Source organism: Streptomyces sp. NPDC018693, assembly GCF_044391385.1.
Taxonomy (GTDB): Bacteria; Actinomycetota; Actinomycetes; order Streptomycetales; family Streptomycetaceae; genus Streptomyces.
In genome coordinates, this window is the sequence record NZ_JBIRZZ010000022.1 from 69,735 (window position 1) to 91,190 (window position 21,456).

General features: G+C 70.6%; 19 protein-coding genes, 1 pseudogene and 1 riboswitch. Of the genes and pseudogenes, 15 read left to right on the plus strand and 5 right to left on the minus strand.

Translation table 11 applies throughout. The features are described from left to right. Positions 1 to 26 precede the first annotated feature (26 nt). The 5 genes from ACH5AC_RS35230 (at position 27) to ACH5AC_RS35250 (ending at position 6,364) form a co-directional block, all read left to right on the plus strand. Positions 27 to 848 carry a c-type cytochrome gene (locus ACH5AC_RS35230; protein ID WP_398866390.1) on the plus strand — a complete coding sequence of 274 codons (822 nt, stop codon included), beginning with the start codon at positions 27 to 29 and terminating at the stop codon, positions 846 to 848. Further along, a complete protein-coding gene (locus ACH5AC_RS35235; protein WP_398866391.1) occupies positions 845 to 1,900 on the plus strand; it encodes a Rieske 2Fe-2S domain-containing protein in 1,056 nt (351 codons plus the stop codon). The genes ACH5AC_RS35230 and ACH5AC_RS35235 overlap by 4 nt, the downstream gene beginning before the upstream one ends. Then, positions 1,897 to 3,534 (plus strand): cytochrome bc complex cytochrome b subunit, encoded by a 1,638-nt coding sequence (locus tag ACH5AC_RS35240; RefSeq protein ID WP_398866392.1) that lies wholly within the window; start codon positions 1,897 to 1,899, stop codon positions 3,532 to 3,534. The genes ACH5AC_RS35235 and ACH5AC_RS35240 overlap by 4 nt, the downstream gene beginning before the upstream one ends. Before the next feature lie 125 nt (positions 3,535 to 3,659). Then, the gene (gene trpD, locus ACH5AC_RS35245) at positions 3,660 to 4,724 is read left to right on the plus strand and encodes an anthranilate phosphoribosyltransferase (RefSeq protein ID WP_398866393.1); all 1,065 of its coding nucleotides are present in this window, start codon (positions 3,660 to 3,662) and stop codon (positions 4,722 to 4,724) included. Positions 4,725 to 4,802: 78 nt separating this feature from the next. Next, positions 4,803 to 4,919, plus strand: a riboswitch (SAM riboswitch). A gap of 155 nt (positions 4,920 to 5,074) precedes the next feature. Next, positions 5,075 to 6,364, plus strand: coding sequence for an aminotransferase class V-fold PLP-dependent enzyme (locus ACH5AC_RS35250; RefSeq protein WP_398866394.1), 1,290 nt, complete (start codon positions 5,075 to 5,077; stop codon positions 6,362 to 6,364). A gap of 86 nt (positions 6,365 to 6,450) precedes the next feature. Here ACH5AC_RS35250 and ACH5AC_RS35255 read toward each other — a convergent pair whose 3' ends face one another. Further along, positions 6,451 to 6,732, minus strand: a complete 282-nt coding sequence (locus ACH5AC_RS35255; protein ID WP_398866395.1) for an Lrp/AsnC family transcriptional regulator — start codon at positions 6,730 to 6,732, stop codon at positions 6,451 to 6,453. Beyond that, positions 6,729 to 7,460 carry a rhomboid family intramembrane serine protease gene (locus ACH5AC_RS35260; protein ID WP_398866396.1) on the minus strand — a complete coding sequence of 244 codons (732 nt, stop codon included), beginning with the start codon at positions 7,458 to 7,460 and terminating at the stop codon, positions 6,729 to 6,731. Before ACH5AC_RS35260 ends, ACH5AC_RS35255 begins: the two co-directional genes overlap by 4 nt. A 167-nt stretch (positions 7,461 to 7,627) precedes the next feature. Here ACH5AC_RS35260 and ACH5AC_RS35265 point away from each other — a divergent pair, with 167 nt between their 5' ends. The 5 genes from ACH5AC_RS35265 to ACH5AC_RS35285 all read left to right on the plus strand — a co-directional run bounded on the left by ACH5AC_RS35265 (position 7,628) and on the right by ACH5AC_RS35285 (position 13,347). Beyond that, entirely contained in the window at positions 7,628 to 7,864 is a 237-nt protein-coding gene (locus ACH5AC_RS35265; protein ID WP_398866397.1) for a hypothetical protein, read from the plus strand. 39 nt (positions 7,865 to 7,903) lie between these two features. Continuing rightward, on the plus strand, positions 7,904 to 9,247 hold the full coding sequence (locus ACH5AC_RS35270; protein WP_398866399.1) for an NYN domain-containing protein: 1,344 nt from the start codon (positions 7,904 to 7,906) through the stop codon (positions 9,245 to 9,247). A 209-nt stretch (positions 9,248 to 9,456) separates the two neighbouring features. Then, positions 9,457 to 10,491, plus strand: a complete 1,035-nt coding sequence (locus ACH5AC_RS35275; RefSeq protein WP_398866400.1) for an NlpC/P60 family protein — start codon at positions 9,457 to 9,459, stop codon at positions 10,489 to 10,491. A 217-nt stretch (positions 10,492 to 10,708) separates the two neighbouring features. Then, positions 10,709 to 11,734 carry an NlpC/P60 family protein gene (locus ACH5AC_RS35280; RefSeq protein WP_398866401.1) on the plus strand — a complete coding sequence of 342 codons (1,026 nt, stop codon included), beginning with the start codon at positions 10,709 to 10,711 and terminating at the stop codon, positions 11,732 to 11,734. Positions 11,735 to 12,153: 419 nt separating this feature from the next. Then, on the plus strand, positions 12,154 to 13,347 hold the full coding sequence (locus ACH5AC_RS35285; RefSeq protein ID WP_398866402.1) for a hypothetical protein: 1,194 nt from the start codon (positions 12,154 to 12,156) through the stop codon (positions 13,345 to 13,347). Here ACH5AC_RS35285 and ACH5AC_RS35290 read toward each other — a convergent pair. Next, positions 13,332 to 13,472, minus strand: a complete 141-nt coding sequence (locus ACH5AC_RS35290) for a hypothetical protein (protein ID WP_398866410.1) — start codon at positions 13,470 to 13,472, stop codon at positions 13,332 to 13,334. The two genes, ACH5AC_RS35285 and ACH5AC_RS35290, sit on opposite strands and share 16 nt — an antisense overlap. Here ACH5AC_RS35290 and ACH5AC_RS35295 point away from each other — a divergent pair. Continuing rightward, a pseudogene (locus ACH5AC_RS35295) lies at positions 13,429 to 13,652 on the plus strand (MATE family efflux transporter); the annotation flags it as partial. The gene ACH5AC_RS35290 and the pseudogene ACH5AC_RS35295 overlap by 44 nt on opposite strands. Here the strand turns inward: ACH5AC_RS35295 and ACH5AC_RS35300 are convergent. Next, positions 13,613 to 14,851: a glycosyltransferase 87 family protein gene (locus ACH5AC_RS35300; protein WP_398866403.1), complete on the minus strand. Its 1,239-nt coding sequence runs from the start codon at positions 14,849 to 14,851 to the stop codon at positions 13,613 to 13,615. The pseudogene ACH5AC_RS35295 and the gene ACH5AC_RS35300 sit on opposite strands and share 40 nt — an antisense overlap. Positions 14,852 to 14,969: 118 nt before the next feature. Here ACH5AC_RS35300 and ACH5AC_RS35305 point away from each other — a divergent pair, with 118 nt between their 5' ends. Beyond that, positions 14,970 to 16,112, plus strand: coding sequence for a glycosyltransferase family 4 protein (locus ACH5AC_RS35305; RefSeq protein WP_398866404.1), 1,143 nt, complete (start codon positions 14,970 to 14,972; stop codon positions 16,110 to 16,112). Between the two features lie 179 nt (positions 16,113 to 16,291). After that, positions 16,292 to 17,878 (plus strand): GMC oxidoreductase, encoded by a 1,587-nt coding sequence (locus tag ACH5AC_RS35310; protein WP_398866405.1) that lies wholly within the window; start codon positions 16,292 to 16,294, stop codon positions 17,876 to 17,878. 22 nt (positions 17,879 to 17,900) lie between these two features. Here ACH5AC_RS35310 and ACH5AC_RS35315 read toward each other — a convergent pair whose 3' ends face one another. Beyond that, positions 17,901 to 19,697, minus strand: coding sequence for an AMP-dependent synthetase/ligase (locus ACH5AC_RS35315; RefSeq protein WP_398866406.1), 1,797 nt, complete (start codon positions 19,695 to 19,697; stop codon positions 17,901 to 17,903). Between the two features lie 327 nt (positions 19,698 to 20,024). Here ACH5AC_RS35315 and ACH5AC_RS35320 point away from each other — a divergent pair, with 327 nt between their 5' ends. Together ACH5AC_RS35320 and ACH5AC_RS35325 are read left to right on the plus strand one after the other, a co-directional pair. Next, the gene (locus tag ACH5AC_RS35320; RefSeq protein ID WP_398866407.1) at positions 20,025 to 20,822 is read left to right on the plus strand and encodes a metallophosphoesterase; all 798 of its coding nucleotides are present in this window, start codon (positions 20,025 to 20,027) and stop codon (positions 20,820 to 20,822) included. A gap of 90 nt (positions 20,823 to 20,912) precedes the next feature. After that, a complete protein-coding gene (locus ACH5AC_RS35325; RefSeq protein WP_398866408.1) occupies positions 20,913 to 21,353 on the plus strand; it encodes an SRPBCC family protein in 441 nt (146 codons plus the stop codon). Positions 21,354 to 21,456: the final 103 nt, after the last annotated feature.

Consider the following 21,456-nt stretch of genomic DNA (forward strand, 5'->3'; position numbering starts at 1 on the left):
AGAAGATCCTGACACCGGGGTAATCCGTGAAAAAGCTCTCCGCACGACGACGCCATCCGCTGGCGGCGCTCGTCGTCCTACTCCTCGCGCTGGCATGCACTGGGGGGCTGTACGCCGCGTTCGCGCCCGCGGGCAAGGCGCAGGCCGACGAAACCGCTGCATCCTCGCAGTCTCTCGCCATCGACGAGGGCAAGAAGCTCTACGCCGTCGGCTGCGCCAGCTGCCACGGAACCGGCGGTCAGGGCAGCTCCGACGGTCCCAGCCTGATCGGCGTGGGCGCCGCGGCCGTGGACTTCCAGGTCGGCACCGGCCGTATGCCGGCGGCCACCTCCCAGAGCGCCCAGGTCCCGCGCAAGAAGGTCATCTACACCCAGGCGCAGATCGACCAGCTCGCCGCGTACATCTCCTCCCTCGGCGCCGGCCCGGCCGTCCCGACCGAGGGGCAGTACGACCCCGAGGGCGCGGACATCGCCAAGGGTGGCGAGCTGTTCCGCAACAACTGCGCGCAGTGCCACAACTTCACCGGCAAGGGCGGCGCCCTGACCGAGGGCAAGTACGCCCCGGAGCTGGAGGGCGTGGACCCGAAGCACATCTACGAGGCCATGCTGACCGGCCCGCAGAACATGCCGTCGTTCCCCGACAGCACGATGTCGGAGCAGAACAAGAAGGACATCATCGCGTACCTGAACGCGGTCAACAGTGCTGAGACGGTCAATCCGGGTGGTCTGGAGCTGGGCGGCCTCGGGCCGGTCGCCGAGGGCCTCTTCGCCTGGATCTTCGGTCTCGGCGCCCTGATCGCGGTCGCCGTCTGGGTCGCCGCTCGGACCGCAAAGGCCAAGAAGTCATGAGTAGCCAAGAGATTCCTGAAGAGAACCTGCCCGAGCAGGACACCGCCCATGGTGCGGTGAGCGTCGCGGACGAGAAGCACCCGTTCGCCGACCCCGGCCTGCCGCCCCACGAGCACCGGATCCAGGACATCGACGAGCGGGCCGCCAAGCGGTCCGAGCGCGCGGTCGCCCTGATGTTCACGGTGTCGATGCTGGCCACCGTCGGCTTCATCGCCTCCTACGTCGCGATCCCGCACGACAAGTCGGTCTTCGTCTTCCCGATCGGTCACATCAACGCGCTGAACTTCGCGCTGGGCCTGACCCTCGGCGTGGCGCTGTTCGGCATCGGCGCGGGCGCGGTCCACTGGGCCCGCACCCTGATGTCCGACGTGGAGATCGCCGACGAGCGGCACCCGATCGAGGCTCCCCCCGAGGTCAAGGCCAAGGTCATGGCCGACTTCAAGCAGGGCGCCAAGGAGTCCGCGCTCGGCCGCCGCAAGCTGATCCGCAACACCATGTTCGGCGCGCTGGCCCTGGTCCCGCTCTCCGGTGTCGTGCTGCTGCGCGACCTCGGCCCGCTGCCCGGGACCAGCCTGCGCCACACCCTGTGGTCCAAGGGCAAGCTGCTCGTCAACATGAACACGAACGAGCCGCTGCGTCCCGAGGACGTCGTCGTCGGCTCGCTCACCTTCGCCAAGCCCGAGGGCCTGGAGGAGCACGACCACGATTTCATGAACGAGATCGCCAAGGCGGCCCTGATGATCGTCCGGCTCCAGCCGGAGGACATCAAGGACAAGCGCGAGCTGGAGTGGTCGCACCAAGGCATCGTGGCGTACTCCAAGATCTGCACCCACGTCGGCTGCCCGATCTCGCTGTACGAGCAGCAGACGCACCACGTGCTGTGCCCCTGCCACCAGTCCACCTTCGACCTCTCCGACGGTGCCCGGGTGATCTTCGGTCCCGCCGGTCACGCCCTGCCGCAGCTGCGCATCGGCGTGAACGACGAGGGCTACCTCGAGGCGCTCGGCGACTTCGAAGAGCCCGTCGGTCCTGCATTCTGGGAGCGCGGATGAGCACCAACGAGAACAACGAGTCCCGCTCCCGCGGGAAGGCACCGGCCGGCGAGCGCGTCGCCGACTGGGCCGACGGCCGGCTCGGGATCTACTCCCTGGCCAAGGCCAACATGCGCAAGATCTTCCCCGACCACTGGTCGTTCATGCTGGGCGAGGTCGCGCTCTACAGCTTCATCATCATCATCCTCACGGGTGTGTGGCTGACGCTGTTCTTCCACCCGTCGATGAACGAGGTGGAGTACCACGGCTCGTACGTGCCGATGCAGGGCCAGCTGATGAGCGAGGCGTACAAGTCGACGCTCGACATCAGCTTCGACATCCGTGGCGGTCTGCTGATCCGGCAGATCCACCACTGGGCGGCGCTGATCTTCCTCGCGGCCATGTTCGTGCACATGATGCGCGTCTTCTTCACCGGCGCGTTCCGCAAGCCGCGTGAGATCAACTGGCTGTTCGGCTTCCTGCTGTTCGTCCTCGGCATGTTCACCGGTTTCACCGGCTACTCGCTCCCGGACGACCTGCTCTCCGGCACCGGTGTCCGCTTCACCCAGGGCGCGATCCTCGCGACGCCGATCGTGGGCACGTACATCTCGTTCTTCCTCTTCGGGGGCGAGTTCCCCGGCGACGACTTCGTGGCGCGCTTCTACTCGATCCACATCCTGCTGCTGCCGGGCATCATGCTCGGCCTGGTGGTCGCCCACCTGATCCTGGTCTTCTACCACAAGCACACGCAGTTCGCGGGTCCCGGCAAGACCAACAACAACGTCGTCGGCATGCCGCTGCTGCCGGTCTACATGGCCAAGGCCGGAGGCTTCTTCTTCCTGGTCTTCGGTGTCATCGCGGCCATCGCGGCGATCGCGCAGATCAACCCGATCTGGGCGCTCGGCCCCTACCGGCCGGACCAGGTGTCCACGGGCGCCCAGCCCGACTGGTACATGGGCTTCGCCGAGGGTCTGGTGCGTTACTTCCCGGGCTGGGAGGTCAACTTCTGGGGCCACACCCTGGTCCTGGGCGTGTTCATCCCGCTGATGCTGTTCGGCCTGGTGCTGGTGGCCCTCGCGGTCTACCCGTTCATCGAGTCGTGGGTCACCGGCGACAAGCGCGAGCACCACATCCTGGACCGTCCGCGCAACGCCCCGACGCGTACCGCGTTCGGTGTCGCCTGGATCACGCTGTACATGATCACGCTGGTCGGTGGTGGCAACGACCTGTGGGCCACCCACTTCCACCTGTCGATCAACGCGGTGACGTGGTTCGTCCGGATCGGCTTCATCGCCGGCCCGGTGATCGCGTTCATCGTCACCAAGCGGATCTGCCTCGGCCTGCAGCGCCGCGACCGCGACAAGGTGCTGCACGGTCGCGAGACCGGCACCATCAAGCGGTTGCCGCACGGTGAGTTCATCGAGGTGCACGAGCCGCTCAGCCAGGAGGCGCTGCACACCCTCACCGCGCACGAGCAGTACGAGCCGGTCGCGATCGGCGCGACCGTCGACGAGAACGGCGTCGAGCGCAAGGTGAAGACCACCGAGAAGCTGCGCGCCAAGCTCAGCGAGGCGTACTACGGCGAGGACTCGCAGATCGCGAAGCCCACCGTCGAGGAGTACAAGGAGATCACGAGCGGCCACGGCCACCACTGATCGCTGCGGCGTCGCCACGCCACACACCTGAAGGGCCCCGTCCGGTGTTCGGACGGGGCCCTTCGGCATGCCCCGGGCTCGATAGGCTGGGGATCACACTCCCTTACGACACTCAGGAGCGGCTGATGAGCGCTGTGACCCCCGCTGGAGGCGACACCGCGGCGGGCCGTTCCTGGCCCGCTCTGCTGAACGGTCTGCTGACCGGCCGGGATCTGTCCATGGAGGACACCGCCTGGGCGATGGACCGGTTCATGAGCGGTGAGGCGACCGACGCGCAGATCGCCGGTTTCATGGTCGCGCTGCGGGCCAAGGGCGAGACGGTCGAGGAGATCACCGGCCTGGTCCGCACGATGTACGCGCACGCCAATGTGATCGAGGTGCCGGGGGCGACCGTCGACATCGTCGGCACGGGCGGCGACGGCGCGAAGACGGTCAACATCTCCACCATGTCCGCGCTGGTGATCGCCGGTACCGGCGCGAAGGTGGTCAAGCACGGCAACCGCGCCGCCTCCTCCGCCTCCGGTGCCTCGGACGTCCTGGAGAAGCTCGGCGTGAACCTGGAACTCACCCCGCGCCGGGTGGCGGAGGTCGCCGAGGAGGCCGGGATCACCTTCTGCTTCGCCGTGAAGTTCCATCCGGCACTGCGTCATGTCGCCGCCGCGCGCGGGCAGTTGGGCATCCGCACCGCCTTCAACATCCTCGGTCCGCTGACCAACCCGGCCCAGGTGAAGGCGCAGGCGGTGGGGGTCGCGGATCCGCGTATGGCGCCGGTCGTCGCGGGTGTCTTCGCGGAGCGGGGCAACTCCTCGCTCGTCTTCCGGGGTGACGACGGCCTCGACGAGCTGACCACCACATCGACCTCCCGTGTCTGGGTCGTCCGTGACGGCAAGGTCACCGAGGAGGCGTTCGACCCGCGTGACGTCGGCATCGAGCTGGTTCCCGTCGAGGCCCTGAGGGGTGCGGACGCCTCCTACAACGCCGAGGTCGCCCGCCGTCTCCTCGACGGCGAGACCGGCCCCGTACGGGACGCCGTACTGCTCAACTCGGCGGCGGCGCTGGTCGCCCTCGACCCGACGGACGCGCCGCTGACCGAGCAGATCCGCGCCGCCATGGCGAGGGCGGGGGAGTCCATCGACTCCGGCGCGGCGAAGCGGACGCTGGAGCGCTGGGTGGCGGTCAGCAACGCGTGAACCCAACCGAGTGAGGCGGTCCCGTCATCCGGACACGGGTTGCGGGACCGCGATCACTTGGCGTACGTTCCCGTACCAGGTCATGAGTGACAGTCATACGGCCCCGGCCGACTGTCCGGCAACCCTCCGTCCGTGGCGGGGTGCCCCGGGTGAAGACCAGGCCGCAGGCAGAGAGGTCTGCGGCAAGCGCGGACCCCTCACGCTTCTGATGAGGCGCAGCACCAGGGGTCCTGGTCGTTGAGGAGCCTTCCGTGAGCAAGCGAATGCGATAGGGCCGCAGAGCCCCGCCTCCGCACACCCCTCTTCACTTCTCCGCCGGTGATTCCGGCTGTCTTCACGGGAGTTCCGCCATGTCCGTCTCCACGCTTGCCGCTGACCAGACCATTTGTGCCCCGCTGCCCGTTCTTGGCCAGGATGTCACCGTCCCGCTGGCGACGGGCGGCGAAGCCACCTACGCCGCGCTCGACTACGCGGCCAGCGCCCCCGCCCTCCAGCGCGTCTGGGACGACGTGGCGGCCTACGCGCCGTACTACGGCAGCGTCCACCGGGGCGCAGGCTACCTCTCCCAGCTGTCCACGGACCTCTTCGAGAACGCCCGCGCCACCGTCGCCGAGTTCCTCGACTGCCGCCCCGACGACCAGCTGATCTTCACCCGGTCCACCACCGACTCCCTCAACCTGCTCGCCGCCGCCCTGCCCGCCGACTGCCAGGTCTTCGTCTTCGAGACCGAGCACCACGCCTCCCTGCTGCCCTGGCGCGGCACCCGGGTCGCCTACCTCGACGCGCCGCGCACCCCGCGGCAGGCGGTGGACACCCTGGAGCGCGCCCTCGCCGACCGTGACCCTCACGGCCCGGCCCTGGTGTGCGTCACCGGCGCCTCGAACGTCACCGGCGAGCTGTGGCCCGTACGGGAACTGGCGGCCGTCGCCCACGCCCATGGCGCCCGGATCGTCCTGGACGCCGCCCAGCTGGCCCCGCACCACCCGGTGTCCGTCCGTGACCTCGACGTCGACTGGGTCGCCTTCTCCGGCCACAAGCTGTACGCCCCGTTCGGCTCGGGCGTCCTCGCGGGCCGCGCCGACTGGCTGCGCACGGCCGAGCCGTACCTCGCGGGCGGCGGCGCCAGCCGCCGGGTGACCAGGTGTACGGACGGCGGGGTCGACGTCGAGTGGCACGAGAGCGCGGCGCGGCACGAGGCGGGCTCGCCCAACGTCATCGGCGCCTACGCGATCGCCTCGGCCTGCAAGGCCCTCACCGAGGCCGGCTTCGACGCCCTGGTCGCCCGGGAGCAGTACCTGATCGAGCGGGTCCGCGCGGGTCTGGCCGAGGTCCCGCAGGTCAGGATCCTGTCCCTGTTCGGCGACGACGCCCCGCGCGTCGGCGTGATCTCCTTCGTCGTCGACGGCTGGGACAGCTCCCGCTTCGCCACCGCCCTCTCCACCGAGTACGGCATCGGCGTCCGCGACGGCCTCTTCTGCGCCCACCCCCTGGTCCGCACCCTCCTGAACGCCACCCCCGAGACCCAGGGCGACTGCGGCGAGGAGCCCCTCAGCGCCATCCGCATCAGCTTCGGCGCGGGCACCCCGGAAGAGCACATCACTCGCTTCGTCACAGCAACAAAGCAGCTGGCGCTCAGCTGAGTGCCCAAGGGGCGCGGGGAACTGCGCGACCAGCCAAAAACGGCCGCCACTCGCACACGATCCGCGCCCCGCAGACGACTAGGCGATCAAGAATCCAACCCGATCGCGAACGCAGCCTCCAGATCATGCTGCGAATACGTCCGGAAAGCGACATGCGTATCCGTCGCCTCCACCCCGGGGATCTTGCTGATCGACCCGGGAATGACCTCCGCCAGATCCTCGTGCCGCCGCACCCGCACCATGGCGATCAAGTCGTACGTACCCGTGACCGAGAACACCTCGCTCACACTCTCCAGCGAAGCGATCTGCTCGGCGATCTCCGGAATCCGGTCCACGCTGGTCTTGATCAGAACAATCGCGGTGATCACGGCTGGTTCTCTCCCTCGGGGGCCGGAGCTGGGGCGGCCCTCACTCTAGTCCTCCGGCCGTACCTGGCCCACGCGTAACCGAAGCCCAGCCCGAACCCCACCAGGTGCGCGAGATACGCCACCCCCTGCCCCCGCGCGGAACGCTCCGCCAGCCACTGCAGCGCAGCCCAGAACGGCAGCACCACCCACGCCGGGAAGCGCAGCGGCAGGAAGAACAGGAACGGCAGGAGACTGGTCACCCGCGCCCGGGGAAACAGGAACAGAAAGGCCCCCAGCACCGCCGAGATCGCCCCGGACGCACCCACCAGCGACTGCTCGGAGGAGGCGTTGGCGGCCGCGTACGCCAGCAGGGCGAGATAGCCGCAGCCGACGTAGAACAGGGTGAACTCCACGCGGCCCATGCGGTCCTCGGTCATCGCGCCGAAGACGAAGAGGAAGAGCATGTTGCCCAGCAGGTGCACCCAGGTGCCATGGACGAAGAGAGCGGTCGCCGGTGTGAGGGCGGCCCGTGCCGAGCCCTCGAACAGCTCGGCCGGGACCACGCCCCAGCGCCGGAAGTAGGCCCGCTGCGCGGCGAGCAGCTCGTCGCCGGTGCCGTACGCCGGATTCAGGCCCGAGGCGGGGCCGATCAGGAAGATCAGACAGCACAGGGCGATCAGTGCGTACGTCACCGGCGCCGAGGGGTTCCGGATCATCCCGCGGACGCCGCCGCTCCACTTGCCGATCATGAACACAGAGCATGACGTAACCGGGCGGAATGGCGCAGACCGCCTCGCCGTCCTGGACGGGCGGGCGGCGAGTCCCCGCCAGGCCGTAGGGTTACGAGCCACACGCACCGGGAGTGTCCGGCGCGTCACCGACAATGGAAGACCTAGAAGGAAAGAGCACAGTCACGATGACGGTTCCCCTGCCGACCGCCACGACGCGGTGGCGCTGCACCCTCTGCGGCAACCTCACGCGGTTCGATGTGACGCGCTCGTCGAAGGTCGTCGAGTACGTCCACCTCGACCTGGCCGGTGAGCCCAAGGTCGAGGAGCGCGAGGTGCTCAGTGAGACCATCGAGTCGGTGCGGTGCCGCTGGTGCAACGCCGTGGACAAGGTGGAACTCGTGGACAGGCCGGGCGCGGAGTGAGCCGGGCGACCGGTCGTAACAGGTAGTGGGGTGTGACGGATGGTGGAGACCGCAGGCGGGGGGCCGGGCGACGGCGCCGCTGAGGTGCTCGACCGTCCGCTGCCCGACGGAGTGCGCCGCAGGGTCGTACAGATCGTCTCGGACGGCTTCGGCGGGCTGACCGTCGGTGAACTGCCCGCGCAGCTGCGCCAGTACGCGCGCTTCGCGCCCAACCGGCGGGCCAAGTTCGCGGGTAACGCGATGGCGGCCGCGCTGGAGACCGATCCGCTGTTCCGCCAGCGCATCGGGGAGAAGCTGAGAGAGGCCCAGCCGGAACTCGCCGGTGCCCTCGACTCCGGCTCGCCGCCCCCGGCCGCGGACCCGCTCGACGTGGCGGCCGCGGCCTACGTGCTGCGGCCCACCGGCTGGGTGAAGCTGGTCACCGCGGCCGGCGAGGAGGCGCAGCGGGCGGACGCCGAGCGCGCCGACGAGGAGAGCCGGGCCGAACTGGAGCGGCTGCGCGACCAGCTCGCACAGGCCCGGGAACAGACCCGCGCCGAGACCGAGCGGCTGCGCGCCGACCTGGAGGGCGCACGCAAGGAAGCGGAATCGCTTCAGCGCAAGCTGCGCGCCGCGCTCAGTGACGTCAAGCGGGGCGAGGCCGCGCTGCGCAAGCTGCAGGGGGAGCTCGAGGCCGTACGCACCGAGGGGCAGGCCCAGGTGTCCGCCGCGGAGAGCGAGACCCGGCGGCTGCGGGCGCGGCTCGGGGAGACCGAGGCCGCACTGGAGGCCAGCCGCAAGGCGGCCCGCGAGGGGCGCAGTGTGGAGGACATGCGGGTACGGCTGCTGCTGGACACCGTGCTGGACGCGGCCCAGGGGCTGCGCCGCGAACTGGCCCTGCCGCCCGTCTCGGTACGGCCCGCTCAGACCGTGGACGCGGTCGAACCGGGGCGGATGACCCCGAAGGACATCGCCGCCCGCGCGCTGTCCGAGCACGACCCGGCGATCCTCGACCAGTTGCTCGCCCTGCCGCAGGCGCATCTGGTCGTCGACGGCTACAACGTCACCAAGACCGGCTATCCGCAGATGCCGTTGGAGAAGCAGCGGCTGCGGCTGCTCGGTCAGCTCTCCCAGCTCGCCGCGCAGACCGGCGCCGAGGTCACCTGTGTCTTCGACGGGGCGGAACTGGCCGCGCCGGTGCTGCTGGCGCCGCCGCGCGGGGTGCGGGTGCTGTTCTCCAAGCCGGGCGTCACGGCCGACGAGCTCATCCGCCAGCTGGTGCGCGCGGAGCCGCCCGGCCGGCCCGTCATCGTCGCCTCCACCGACCGTGAGGTGGCCGACGGCGTCGCCAGGGCGGGGGCGCGGCCGGTGGCTTCTGCGGTACTCCTCAAGCGCTTGTCCTGAAGGTCAACGTCTATAAGTAATGCCCGAATTGGGTCGATCGTCGGGCAACGTAGTGTCAAGGGGGTGTCACTACAGGTGAGTTCCGGGGAAAATGTGCGCGGTGTGACGGGATTTTTCGCCTGAGGATTTGAAGTGATCACGAGTGGGTCACTAGGGTCTTGCGTCGAACCTCCACACGGGTGATCACTCAAAAGAAGGAGCCCGTCTCCGTGGCGTCCCACCGTCGACCCAAGCAGCCCAGCCGCACGCGCGTGACCGTGCTGACCACCGCTGCTGCCGCAGCCGTTGCCCTCAGCTCCCAGGCCGCCAACGCGGCACCGAGCGAGAAGCCCTCCAAGGACGAGGTCAAGGCCAAGGTCGACAAGCTCTACGAGGAGGCGGAGCACGCCACCGAGAGACTCAACGGGGCCAAGGAGAACCAGGAGAAGCTCCAGAAGGAGATCTCCACCATCCAGGACAACGTCGCCCGGGGCCAGGAGGAGCTCAACAACCTGCGCGACTCCATAGGTCTGGCGGCCGCCGCGCAGTACCGCACGGGCACCATCGACTCCTCCCTCCAACTGTTCCTGTCGTCCGACCCGGACGACTACCTGGACAGGGCGGCCACCGCCGACCAGCTCAGCGCCCAGCAGGTCGAGTCGCTGAAGAAGATCCAGGACAAGCAGCGCGAGCTGGCGCAGGACCGCTCCGAGGCCACCGCCAAGCTCAAGGACCTCTCCGCCACCCGCACCGAACTGGCCGAACAGAAGAAGAAAGTCCAGGCCAAGCTCGCCGAGGCACAGAAGCTCCTCAACACCCTGACCGCCGCCGAGAAGGCCGCGATCGCCGCCGAGGAGGCCCGCGCCAGCCGCTCCTCCAGCGCCCGCGTCGACCTCGGCAATGCCCCCTCCGGCTCCAGCCGCGCCATGGCCGCCTTCCAGGCCGCCCAGAGCAAGCTGGGCTCCCCGTACGTCTACGGCGCCTCCGGCCCCAACTCCTTCGACTGCTCGGGCCTGACGTCCTGGGCCTTCGCCCAGGCCGGTGTCGGCATCCCGCGCACCTCCCAGGCGCAGGCCAGTGCCGGACCGCGCATCTACTCGCAGAGCCAGCTCAAGGTCGGCGACCTCGTCTTCTTCTACGGCGACCTGCACCACGTCGGCTTCTACGCGGGCAACGGCCAGATCCTGCACGCCCCGCGCACCGGCACCGTCGTGCGCTACGAGTCGATCAACAACATGCCGTTCCAGTTCGGCGTGCGGATCTGATCATCACCCTGTCGGGTCGCTTCCAAGATCAGGACACGACACCCCCCGAACGGGCGAATCGCCATCGGTCGAACTGACCCCGCGCCCCGCCGGTGACCTGCGTCAGCGGCGGGGCGTCACGCTGCGTGCAGTCGAGGGGGTCGTTGGTCCGTCCCTGGTCGCGGGGCTACTGTCGGCCGCGTTTCCCTGTCCGTCAGTGGGAGGAGCGCGGCTTCTCGTGGGGTCCCATCATCGTCGCCTTGCACCGTCCGGGTCCGATCGCGGCGCGGCCGGCGCGCTGGGTCTGCTGTCCGCCGCGGCCGCGGCACTCGGCGGGCTGACCGTCGTACCGGCCGCGGCCGCTCCGCACGACGACACCCGGGCGGAGGTGGACCGCCTGTACGAAGAGGCCGAGAAAGCGACCGAGGCGTACAACAAGGCCGATGAGCGCGCCGACACGCTGCGTCGGCAGGTCGGTGACGCGCAGGACCGCATCGCGCGGCAGCAGGCGCGCATCAACGAGATGCGGGACGAGCTGGGGTCGCTGGCCGGCGCCCAGTACCGGGCCGGCGGCCTCGACCCTTCCCTCGCGCTGCTGTTCTCCGACGACCCCGACGACTACCTCGACAAGGCGGCCGTCCTGGACCGGATCACCGTCCACCAGGCCGGGGAGCTGAAGGAACTCCAGGACGCCATGCGCGAGCTCGCCCGGGAGCGCTCCGAGGCCACCGGTCGGCTGAGCGAGCTGGAGAAGAGCCGCAAGGCCGTGGCGAGCCACAAGAAGACCGTCGAGCAGAAGCTCGCCCGGGCCCGGCAGTTGCTCAACTCCCTGTCGTCCGCCGAGCGCGCCGACTACGACCGGTCCTCCCGCTCGGGGCGCACGGACATGCCGGACCCCGGCGCCGACGTGCCCGTCTCCGGCCGTGCGGCCGCCGCCGTGGCCGCCGCCCGCTCGGCGGTCGGCAGGCCCTACGTCTGGGGCGCCAACGGCCCCTCCGGCTTCGACTGTTCCGGCCTGGTCCAGTGGTCGTACGCGCAGGCCGGGGTCTCCCTGCCGCGCACCTCCCAGGCGCAGGCCCACGCAGGCCGGCGCGTCCCGCTCTCCCAGGCCCAGCCCGGCGACATCGTCACCTACCGCTCCGACGCCAGCCACGTCGGCATGTACGTCGGCAACGGACAGGTCGTCCACGCCCCGTACCCGGGCGCACCGGTGCGCTACGACCCGGTCGGAATGATGCCGGTCAACTCGGTGACCCGCCCCTGACCCACCCCGCCCGGACACGGGCCGGTGGGTCCGTGTCGGGCCGGTGCTCGAGCCCGCCCCGGCGGGTCCGGGCCCTCCCCCCAGCCGCCACCGATGAGCCTGTCGGCCGGGGCTCGATCGGTCAGAGTCCTTGAGTCGGGCCCGGTCGGGGGGCGTCGGTGAGTTTGTCGGTGGGGGCTCGGTCGGGTGGTGTTGCTCGGGTTTGTCCTGGTCGGGGGGTAGTTGATGAGGCCGTCGGTGGGGCCGCGCACGGCAGGGTTGCTTGAGCCTCGGGGGCGGGGTCGCCGGTGAGCCCGTCGGTCGGGGCGGTGCCGGGCAGAGTCGTCGGTGCCTGCTTCGGTCGCGGTCGGCCTGCCGGCCAGGGGCGGCCCGGTTCCGGGTGGGTTCCGCTTGGGGGGTGTCGCCGTACGATCGGGAAGATGGCTGGTCGAAGGCGGGCGCGCGGATCCGGGGTCATAGGGGTGTGCTTGCTGCTCGTCTCCCTGGTGGCGTGCGGCGGGCGGACCGAGGGTGACAGTGTCCTCGCGGACGCGCAGCGGCTCCTCGACCGGCGGGCCGCCGCGGTCCTCGCGCACGACGCGGGCGCCTACGCCGACACGGGGACGAGCGCCGGGTACGCGCAGCTGCGGGAGGTGCCGCTGGCCCACTGGTCGTACCGGGTGACCGCGACGCACCGCGACGGGGACGCCCTCGCCGTCGACGCCGACCTGAGCTACCGGGTCCGGGACCACGACCGGGCGCCCCTCACCGTCGCCCGTACCCTGCGGCTGGCCCGGGACGCCGACGGCGGGTGGGCCGTGGCCTCGGAGGAGCCCGCGCGGCAGGCAGGCGAACAACTGTGGGACCAGGGCACGGTGACCGTCGTCCGGGGTGAGCACAGCCTCGTCATGGGTGTCGGCCAGCCCGGGGCGCGGCTGCGGACCTTCGCCGACCTGGCCGACCGCGCCGTCCCGGCCGTGTCGGCGGCCTGGGGCACGGACTGGGCGCAGCGCGTCGTCGTCCTCGTACCGAAGTCGCTGGAGGGCATGGCCGGTCTGCTCGGCTCGCCCGCCTCCGCCTACCGGGGGATAGCCGCCGTCACCACCGGGGAGACCGGCGGCGCGCCCAAGGCACCCGCGGACCGGATCGTCGTCAACCCGGACGCCTACGAGCTGCTCGGCGCCGTCGGCCGGCAGGTCGTCGTCACCCACGAGACCACTCATGTCGCCACCCGCGCCCACACCAACGGCGCGACCCCGCTGTGGCTGTCCGAGGGCTATGCCGACTGGGTCGGCTACCGGGACACCGGGCGCGGTCCCGCCGAGGCCGCGCCCGAACTGGGGCGGGCGGTCACCGAGGACCGGGTCCCGGCCGGGCTGCCGGCTGACGAGGAGTTCGGCTTCGGCGGGGACGCGACCCGGCTGGCGCAGGCGTACGAGGGCGGCTGGATGGCGTGCCGGATGATCGCGGACCGCTGGGGCGAGGACCGGCTCGACGCGTTCTACCGGGCCGTCGGTGCGCACGGGAAGCGCGCGGGCGCGGTCGAGGGCGCGCTGCGGGACGTACTGGGGATGAGCCTGGAGGACTTCACCGCCGAGTGGCGGCGGTATCTGGTCGCTCAGCTCGGCGGCTGATCGAGCACGGCGACGGCCTCCTTCAGCCAGGCCCGTTCCGCCTCGCCGGTCGCCCGGGCGACGCGCAGCATGCCCTGCCGGGTCTTCGAGGGCAGCGGGGGAGCGCCCGCGCTCCTGCGGAGCACCCTCCTGGGCACCGCACTGCAGCTACCACTGGCGTACGCCCTGTCGGGACCGCTCGGACTGCCGGGCGTGTGCCTGGCGATGGCACTCTCTATGGCGCACAGTGCGCGGCGGTGATGTCGCCGGCCCGGCGCGCCCGGCGTCAGGACGGCAGCGACGTTCCCCTCGTACGGATGGCCTGACCGGGGAGTGCGGTCGGGGGGTGCTCGGGTACGGTCGAGCGCCACAGGCGTACGCATGCCAGGAGCGCGGCCGACACCAGCAGGCCGTTGCGCACGAAGAGCAGGGACACGCCCAGGGGGTCGCTTGCCACGACGTGGTCGAACCACACCGGGAACTCCAGGGCCGTCACCGGACACGCGGCCAGCAGGAGCAGTGCGGGCAGGCCCATCCGCCCGCCCCGGAAGCACAGACAGACCGCCGCGAGGCCGACCAGCCACACCAGGTACTGCGGGCTGAGCACCCGGCTGGTCACGGTGAACAGCAGCACCCCGGTGAAGGCGGCCTCCGCGAGCGTCTGCGGCGGGAGCCGCCGGGACAACAGCCGCCACAGCAGCAGCCAGCCGAAGGCGACGGCGGTCAGGAACAGGGCGAGCAGGCTCACCGCGTGCACGCCGGGGCCGAGGAACTCCACCGAGCCGTAGTGCAGCCGCGTCAGCCCGTCCCAGCCGAACCGCCGGGCCGCATGGAAGACCAGCGCGCCCAGCGACTCCACCTCGGTGCCCCGCTCGCGCTGGAAGGTCAGGAAGGCGAACGCGCCCGGCATGGTCACGGCGAACAGCGCCGCCAGGGCGACCACGGTGACCGCCGCCGCACCCCACGCCCGCCGCTTCCCGGCCCCGGCCAGCAGCAGCACCGGCCACACCTTCAGCAGCGCCCCGAACCCCACCAGCGCCCCCAGCACGCGCGGGTGCCGCACCCCGGCGACCAGCGCGGCCACCGCGACGGCGGTCACCATCACGTCGTAGCGCGCGTACACCGTCGGGCCCAGCAGCGGCAGGCCCGCCACCCACAACCACGCGCCGCGCGGGCTACGGCCGGCGCGCAGGCCCGCGTGCAGCAGCAGTGCCAGGACGGCCAGGTCGGCGAGGAAGGCCAGCACGAAGAAGGCCGAGGCGTAGCCGAGGAACGGCAGCAGGGCGGGGGAGAGGATCGGCAGCGCGGCGGCCGGCGGGTACTGCCAGGTGACGTCGTGCAGCGGGAAGGCCCCGGTGCGCAGGACGTCGTACCAGCCCTGGTAGATCACCGACACATCGGTGGTGACATCCACGCCGGGGAAGACCAGCACCTTGAACACGCACAGCAGCAACACCAGCCGTGTGACACCCCACGCCGCCGACAGCCCGGCCAGCAGCGATCGCCTTGTGTCCGTGATCTCCACCTGTGCCCCTGTTCATCCGCTTCCGTGGTGCGGCCCATGGTCTCGTGACGAACCGGGAGAGAGTCACGAAGCGCGGCCGTGGTCGGCGACGAGCCCCGGTTGGATACAGTCGGCGGCGATGCACAAGACCCTCATCGTGACGAACGACTTCCCGCCCCGCCCGGGCGGCATCCAGGCGTTCCTGCACAACATGGCGCTCCGCCTCGACCCCGAGCGCCTCGTCGTCCACGCCTCCACCTGGAAGCGCAGCCGGGAGGGCATCGAGGCGACGGCCGCCTTCGACGCCGAGCAGCCCTTCACCGTCGTACGCGCCCGCACGACCATGCTGCTGCCCACCCCGGGGGCCACCGCGCGGGCCGTCGGGCTGCTGCGGGAACACGGCTGTACGTCGGTGTGGTTCGGGGCGGCCGCGCCGCTCGGGCTGATGGCGCCGGCGCTGCGCAGGGCGGGCGCCGAACGGCTGGTCGCCACCACGCACGGGCACGAGGCCGGCTGGGCCCAGTTGCCCGCCGCCCGGCAGCTGCTCGGCCGGATCGGCGAGGCCACGGACACGATCACCTATCTGGGTGAATACACCCGCTCGCGCATCGCGACCGCGCTCACCCCCGCGGCGGCCTCCCGCATGGTCCAGCTGCCGCCGGGCGTCGACGAGAAGACCTTCCACCCCGGCTCGGGCGGCGACGAGGTCCGCGCCCGGCTCGGCCTCACCGACCGCCCGGTGGTCGTCTGCGTCTCCCGCCTGGTCCGCCGCAAGGGCCAGGACACGCTCATCCAGGCCATGCCCCGCATCCTGGCGGCCGAGCCGGACACCGTCCTCCTCATCGTCGGCGGCGGCCCCTACGGGAAGGACCTGCGCCGCCTGGCCCACGAGACCGGGGTCGCCGGCTCCGTCCGCTTCACCGGCTCCGTCCCCTGGTCCGACCTGCCCGCCCACTACGGCGCCGGCGACGTCTTCGCGATGCCGTGCCGGACCCGGCGGGGCGGCCTGGACGTCGAGGGCCTCGGCATCGTCTACCTGGAGGCGTCCGCAACCGGCCTCCCGGTGGTCGCCGGCGACTCCGGCGGCGCCCCCGACGCGGTCCTCGACGGCGAGACCGGCTGGGTGGTGAGGGGCGGTTCCCCGGACGAGGCGGCTGAACGGATCATCGCCCTCCTGGGAGACCCGGAGCTGCGCCGCAGGATGGGCGACCGGGGCCGCCAGTGGGTGGAGGAGAAGTGGCGCTGGGACCTACTGGCGGAGCACTTGAAAACGCTGCTGTAGGAGCGCCCCCAGGGGCGCGGGGAACTGCGCGACCAGCCACACGCAACCCGCAGCCGCCATCCACGAGGACCAGGCACATCGGATGGCGCACCCGCCAGGCGAAGCCCCTTGGCGGAACCCAGGATTCCCCCGATGCTGCGCCCATGACAGCGAAACTGACGAGACGTCAAATCCTGGGCATGGCCGCCCTGCAAACCGCGGCAGCCCTCGGCTTCACCCGCATCAACCTCCACGCGGCCCAAGCCGCGCAGCCCGACGCGGTCGACTCCGCGCCGGCCATCGTGATCGGCTCCGGATACGGCGCCGCGGTCGCCGCCCTCCGCCTCGCCCAGGCCGGCATCCGCACCCTCGTACTGGAGATGGGCCGGCTCTGGAACACCCCCGCCCCCGACGGCAGGATCTTCTGCTCGACCCGCTCCCCCGACCGCCGCTCCATGTGGTTCCGCACCCGCACCGAGGCCCCCCTGGCCACCTTCCTCTGGCTGGACATCGTCAACAAGGACATCAGCGCCTACCCCGGCGTCCTGGACCGCGTCCGCTTCGACCACATGTCGGTGTACGTGGGCCGCGGCGTCGGCGGCGGCTCACTGGTCAACGGCGGCATGGCGGTCACACCCCCACGCGCCTACTTCACCGAGCAGTTCCCGACCGTGGACGCCGACGCCATGTACGGCACCTACTTCCCGCGCGCCCGCGCCGCACTCGGCGTCAACACCATCGACCCGGCCTGGTTCGAGTCCACGGAGTGGTACCGCTTCACCCGCATCTCCCGCAAGCACGCCCAGAACACCGGCCTGAGAACCACCTTCGTACCGAACGTCTACGACTTCGGCCACATGCAGCGCGAGGCGGCCGGTACGGCGCCGAAGTCGGCCCTCGCCGGCGAGGTGATCTACGGCAACAACCACGGCAAGCGCACCCTCGACAAGACGTACCTCGCCGCCGCCCTCGGCACCGGGCACGTCACGATCCACACCCTGGAGCGGGTCACCGGCATCAGCAGGGCGGCCGACGGCACGTACGTCCTGACCGCCGACCGCATCGACGACACCGGCAGGGTCGTCGAGACCAGGCAGTACGGCTGTACCTACCTGTTCCTCGGCGCCGGCAGCGTCGGCACCACCGAACTCCTCGTCCGCGCCCGGGAGACCGGCACGCTCCCCGCGCTGGACGCCGGCGTCGGCACCGGCTGGGGCACCAACGGCAATGTGATGCTCGGGCGGGCCAACCACCTGTGGGACACCGTCGGCGCCAACCAGTCGACCATGCCGGTGATGGGCATCGACGACTGGGACAACGCCGCCAACCCGGTCTTCGCGGAGATCGCCCCACTGCCGACCGGCCTGGAACACTGGGTCAGCCTCTATCTGGCGATCACCAAGAACCGGGAGCGGGCGTCGTTCACGTACGACAGTTCGTCAGGATCCGTGCGCCTGGGGTGGAGTGCCGCCCAGAGCGCGGTCTCCTCCGGCATGGCGAAGAAGCTGTTCGACCGGATCAACGCGGCCAACGCCACCATCTACCGCTACGACCTGTTCGGCTCGTCCAACAAGGTGTTCGCCGACGACTTCACCTACCACCCGCTGGGCGGCTGCGTGCTGGGCAGGGCGACGGACAACTACGGCCGGGTGAAGGGGTATTCACGGATGTACATCACCGACGGCTCGCTGGTGCCCGGCTCCATAGGGGTGAACCCCTTCGTCACCATCACCGCCCTCGCCGAACGCACCATGGCGCGGGTCCTCGCCGAGGACACCGCGCCATGACGCACCGTCAGGGAGCCGTCGGTCACTTCGCGTAGATCGCCTCGATCTCGTCCGCGAAGTCCTTCGCCACCACGTTCCGCTTGAGTTTCAGCGACGGCGTGAGATGGCCCGAGTCCTCCGTGAACTGGGAGGGGAGAATGCGGAACTTCCGCACCGATTCCGCCTTCGACACCGCGGCGTTGCCGTCGTCGACCGCCGACTGGATCGCCGCGAGCAGATCCGGGTCGTCGTGCAGCGACGCCGCGGTGGAGCCCGCCGGCTTGCCGTGGTCGGCACACCAGCGGCCCAGGAACTCCTCGTCGACGGTGACCAGCGCGCCCACGAACGGCCGCCCGTCGCCCACCACCATGCACTCCGCGACCAGCGCGTGCGCCCGGATGCGGTCCTCGATCACGGCCGGGGCGACGTTCTTGCCGCCCGCGGTGACGATGATCTCCTTCTTGCGGCCGGTGATCCTGAGGTAGCCGTCCTCGTCGAGGGTGCCGATGTCACCGCTGTGGAACCAGCCGTCGGCGAGCGCCTCCGAGGTCGCGCCGGGGTTGTTCCAGTACTCCTTGAAGATGTGCTCGCCGTGCAGCAGCACCTCGCCGTCGTCCGCGATCCGGATCACCGAACCGGGCAGCGGCTGACCGACCGTGCCGATCTTCTGCCGGTCCCAGGGGTTGAACGCGGTCGGGGCGGTGGTCTCGGTCAGACCGTAGCCCTCCAGCACCGTGAAGCCGATGCCGCGGAAGAAGTGGCCCAGGCGCTCGCCCAGCGGGGCGCCGCCGGAGATGGCGTACTCGCCCTTGCCGCCGAGGACCGCGCGCAGCTTGCCGTAGACCAGCTTGTCGAACACCTTGTGCTTGATCCGCAGGCCGATCGACGGGCCCGAAGGGGCGTCCAGCGCCTTGCTGTACGCGATCGCGGTGTCCGCCGCCCGGTCGAAGATCGCGCCCTTGCCGTCCGCCTGCGCCTTGGCCCGCGCGGCGTTGTACACCTTCTCGAAGACCCGGGGCACGCCCAGGATCAGCGTGGGCCGGAAGGAGGCCAGCTCGTCGGTGAGGTTCTTGATGTCCGGGACACAGCCCAGCTTGATCGGCGCGATCATCGGCGCGATCTGGACCAGACGCCCGAAGACATGTGCGAGCGGCAGGAAGAGCAGCACCGAGCACTCGCCGGTGCGGAACAGGGGGCGCAGACGCTCGACGACGTTCCCGCAGACCGCGAAGAAGTTGCGGTGCGTCAGCACACAGCCCTTGGGCCGGCCGGTGGTGCCGGAGGTGTAGACGATGGTCGCCGGGTCGTCCGCCTTGGCGAGCGAGCTGCGCTCCTCGACGGTCCCGTCGGAGACGTCCTGCCCGAGCCGGCGCAGCTCCTCGATCGCGCCGCCCTCGATCTGCCAGACGTGCTTCAGCGCGGGCAGCGTCTCACGCACCGACTCCACGGCCGCCGTGTGGTTGTCCAGCTCGGTGATCAGGGCCGTCGCCCCCGAGTCCGACATGATCCACTGCAGCTGCTCCGGCGAGCTGGTCTCGTACACCGGCACGGTGATCGCGCCCGCGCTCCAGATCGCGAAGTCGAGCAGCGTCCACTCGTAGCGGGTGCGGGACATCAGGCCGACCCGGTCGCCGGGCTGGACGCCGGCGGCGATGAGGCCCTTGGCCGCGGCGCGCACCTCGGCGAGGAAGACGGTGGCCGTCACGTCCTGCCAGGCGCCGTCGACCTTGCGGGCGATCACGGCGACGTCAGGGTGCTGCGCGGCGTTTCTGCGGACGATGTCGGTCAGATTCCCGTCCGCAGGGACCTCGTACAAAGCCGGAAGGCTGAACTCGCGCAAGACTGCTGCTCCTCACAGGGCGCCGACGCCACGACGTTGTGTGCTGCGACGGTGCGGTCCAAGGCTCGGGCAAGTGCTCCAGGGTGGCCGACGGGTGGGGAGACCCGCTGGTTGAATTCCTGAGCACGACTGGACCGACCGGACGTTACCCGCCGGTATGGCTTCTTCGACAGGGGGTCCCGGCGAGATGTTCCCTGCGTCACACGGATTGCTCTTCCTGTTGCTGTTCCTGCGCGTACGGTAATCCAGGCCGTTGGCGACTGGCCAGTAACCATGGGGCGGACCGCCACTGTTCACGCATGCCGCACACGCCTACCCTTGATCGCCATGGCATCGACACCGGCCGGAAACCGCAGGACGCGCATCCATGTGGTCAGTGACGTACACGGCAACGCCCGCGACCTGGCCAGGGCCGGCGAGGGCGCGGACGCACTGGTGTGCCTGGGGGACCTGGTGCTCTTCCTCGACTACACGGACCACTCCCGGGGGATCTTCCCCGACCTGTTCGGCGCGGAGAACGCCACCCGCCTCGTCGAGCTGCGCACCGCCCGCCGCTACGAGGAGGCGCGCGAACTCGGCGCACGGCTGTGGGCCGGCATCGGCTCGGACCGGGCCGCGGTGATCGAGCAGGCGGTGCGCAAGCAGTACGCCGAGCTGTTCGCCGCCTTCCCGACCCCTACTTTCGCCACGTACGGCAATGTCGACATGCCGCCGCTGTGGCGGGAGTACGCCGGTCCCGGCACCACCGTGCTGGACGGGGAGCGGGTGGAGATCGGCGGCTGGGTCTTCGGCTTCGTGGGCGGCGGCCTGCGCACGCCCATGCGGACGCCGTACGAGATCAGCGACGAGGAGTACGCGGCGAAGATCGAGGCGGTCGGCGAGGTGGACGTGCTGTGCACGCACATCCCGCCGGAGGTGCCGGAACTGGTCTACGACACGGTGGCGCGCCGCTTCGAGCGGGGGAGCCGTGCGCTGCTGGACGCGATCCGGCGGACCCGGCCGCGCTACTCGCTGTTCGGGCATGTGCATCAGCCGCTGGTCCGGCGGATGCGGATCGGTGCGACCGAGTGCGTGAACGTGGGGCACTTCGCGGGGAGCGGGCGGCCGTGGGCGCTCGAATGGTGACACCGCGCAGGTAGGCGATGACCGGGGGCGGGCCCGTGCGCGGTAGCCTACGACCCGAACTACCGGCCCGCATCTGGAGGAGCCACGGCGATGGCGGAGTACACCAGCTCGAGCATCACGATCGAGGCGGCACCGGCCGACGTCATGGCGGTCATCGCCGACTTCGCCCGCTATCCGGACTGGACGGGCGAGGTGAAGGAGGCGGAGGTCCTGGCGGCCGACGCGGAGGGGCGCGCCGAGCAGGTGCGGCTGGTCATGGACGCGGGGGCGATCAAGGACGACCAGACGCTGGCGTACACCTGGACCGGGGAGAACGTGGTCTCCTGGACGCTGGTCAAGTCCCAGATGCTGCGCTCGCTGGACGGCTCGTACCTGCTGAAGCCGGCGGGCGCGGGGTCCACCGAGGTCACGTACTCGTTGACGGTCGACGTCAAGATCCCCATGCTCGGCATGATCAAGCGCAAGGCGGAGAAGGTCATCATCGACCGCGCGCTGGCGGGCCTGAAGAAGCGCGTCGAGTCCGGGAAGTAGGTGTCGCCCTAGCTGTATTGCCCTGTGAGGTTCGGAACGCGGCTGGCGGGTGGCTGGCCCTTGAGCGCGGTGTGTCCGCGGTGGTGATTGTAGGTGTGCAGCC

Coding starts and splice junctions, on each gene's coding strand:
- ACH5AC_RS35235 (WP_398866391.1), top strand. CDS start 845: ATGAGTAGCCAAGAGATTCCTGAAGAGAACCTGCCCGAGCAGGACACC.
- ACH5AC_RS35240 (WP_398866392.1), top strand. CDS start 1,897: ATGAGCACCAACGAGAACAACGAGTCCCGCTCCCGCGGGAAGGCACCG.
- trpD (WP_398866393.1), top strand. CDS start 3,660: ATGAGCGCTGTGACCCCCGCTGGAGGCGACACCGCGGCGGGCCGTTCC.
- ACH5AC_RS35250 (WP_398866394.1), top strand. CDS start 5,075: ATGTCCGTCTCCACGCTTGCCGCTGACCAGACCATTTGTGCCCCGCTG.
- ACH5AC_RS35260 (WP_398866396.1), bottom strand. CDS start 7,460: ATGATCGGCAAGTGGAGCGGCGGCGTCCGCGGGATGATCCGGAACCCC.
- ACH5AC_RS35265 (WP_398866397.1), top strand. CDS start 7,628: ATGACGGTTCCCCTGCCGACCGCCACGACGCGGTGGCGCTGCACCCTC.
- ACH5AC_RS35270 (WP_398866399.1), top strand. CDS start 7,904: ATGGTGGAGACCGCAGGCGGGGGGCCGGGCGACGGCGCCGCTGAGGTG.
- ACH5AC_RS35285 (WP_398866402.1), top strand. CDS start 12,154: ATGGCTGGTCGAAGGCGGGCGCGCGGATCCGGGGTCATAGGGGTGTGC.
- ACH5AC_RS35305 (WP_398866404.1), top strand. CDS start 14,970: ATGCACAAGACCCTCATCGTGACGAACGACTTCCCGCCCCGCCCGGGC.
- ACH5AC_RS35310 (WP_398866405.1), top strand. CDS start 16,292: ATGGCCGCCCTGCAAACCGCGGCAGCCCTCGGCTTCACCCGCATCAAC.
- ACH5AC_RS35320 (WP_398866407.1), top strand. CDS start 20,025: ATGGCATCGACACCGGCCGGAAACCGCAGGACGCGCATCCATGTGGTC.
- ACH5AC_RS35325 (WP_398866408.1), top strand. CDS start 20,913: ATGGCGGAGTACACCAGCTCGAGCATCACGATCGAGGCGGCACCGGCC.